This window comes from Streptomyces sp. NPDC006265, assembly GCF_040613555.1.
In the GTDB taxonomy this organism is placed as follows: Bacteria; Actinomycetota; Actinomycetes; order Streptomycetales; family Streptomycetaceae; genus Streptomyces.
This window is the reverse complement of sequence record NZ_JBEXSH010001435.1, coordinates 1-1,327: the sequence shown is the minus strand read 5'-3', so window position 1 is coordinate 1,327 and position 1,327 is coordinate 1. Positions and strand designations below refer to the sequence as shown.

The 1,327-nt window shown below is 69.2% G+C and carries 1 protein-coding gene and 1 pseudogene; both read right to left on the bottom strand.

Annotated elements, in window-relative coordinates; all coding sequences use genetic code 11:
• Positions 1-51: 51 nt before the first annotated feature.
• Positions 52-738 carry a flagella basal body P-ring formation protein FlgA gene (locus ABZ281_RS49580; protein ID WP_356665442.1) on the bottom strand — a complete coding sequence of 229 codons (687 nt, stop codon included), beginning with the start codon at positions 736-738 and terminating at the stop codon, positions 52-54.
• A 19-nt stretch (positions 739-757) separates the two neighbouring features.
• Positions 758-1,327: pseudogene (locus tag ABZ281_RS49575) on the bottom strand (ATP-binding protein); the annotation flags it as partial.

Below are 1,327 nucleotides of genomic sequence, written 5' to 3'. Positions count from 1 at the left end.
CCGAGCCGGACCCGCCGCGGCACTTTCCCCATACGCTTGCTACGACGCCCATCAGATCGTCGCATTCAGGACTAGGGCCCCGTCGCCCCCCGCTCCCAAGCAAGCGAGCGACGTGCTGTTCACTTCGGGCGCGGCAACGTCGACGACCACGGCGCCGTTGGCGTCGGGCGCGCCGACGCGGGACACGACGGCAGGAAGACTGTCCGGGGTGGAACCTGCCTTGTTGGACGAGGCTGAGGCGCTGCCGTCCTGCGGGGTGTGGACGATGGTGACCTCATCGCCGGTGCGCAGCTTCTGAATGGGCAACTGGCCGGGCTTGGCGAGGATGCCCACCACGGACTTGCCCTTGGTCACGCTGGATTCGTCGCTCACCGAGTCCTCGGTGACCAGCACGCCGGCGGGCAGGTCGGATGCGGCCTGCTTGCCGATGATGTCGGATGCGCGGGAAGCGGCCAGCGAGCGCAGCTCGGAGCCGTGGGATATCTCGGTGGCCACCAGATCCGATGCCTTGATGCTCTCGCCCGCCGCAATGGGGTGCCGGGTGGCGACGACAGAGATCTTGTCACCGGCTTCGTCGACCAGCCACACCGACACAAGCGCGCCCACAGCGGCCAGCGCCAGGCCGGCGCCGACGACCACCGGGCGTCGGCGGCGGCGCGGGGCGTCGTTGGTAATCGGCAGCAGCACAGGCGCGGAGCCCGGCTCGGACGGTGCCGTCGGCTGCTTGGTTCGCGGCATTGTGATGGTCTTCCTTGCGCTAGTTGACAACCTGCAGCTCGCCGACGCGCGCTGTGGTGTTGGACGTACGGATCTCGTCGGGCAGCGTCCCGCTTGCACCGTTCGACGCCTGCCAGGTGACTTCCCAGGAGCTGGTCGCGGTGATGGTGAACTTCCCGCCCGGCTGGCCGGCGGAGACCTTGGTGTAGCGGTAGCCGCAGTCCGGCGAGGACTTGTCCCCGTAGGCCTTGGAGTACTTCGTGCCCGCGGTCGTGCACGTGACCGCGCCGCCGTCTCCCATGGAGTAGGTGATCTTGGTGACGCGGGCCGTGGCCGTCACCGACAGTCCCGGAACCGCGGCCGTCGCGCTGTTGGGACCCCAGGTGGTGTCGCTCTTGTTGTTCCACAGCCAGACGGGCATGCCAACGAGACCAGGCGCGTCCGGGCCCGGCGAGCTGCCGATGTTCGCGCCCAGCAGCGTCATCTTGTCCCGGGCCTGACGCGCCAGCACCTCGGGGTCGGGCAGAAGACCGGCGGGCGGCTCCGTCAGCCAGACGATGCCGCCGACGTCGTTGACGATGCAGTCCCTCAGGTAGAAGGCGCCCGGACC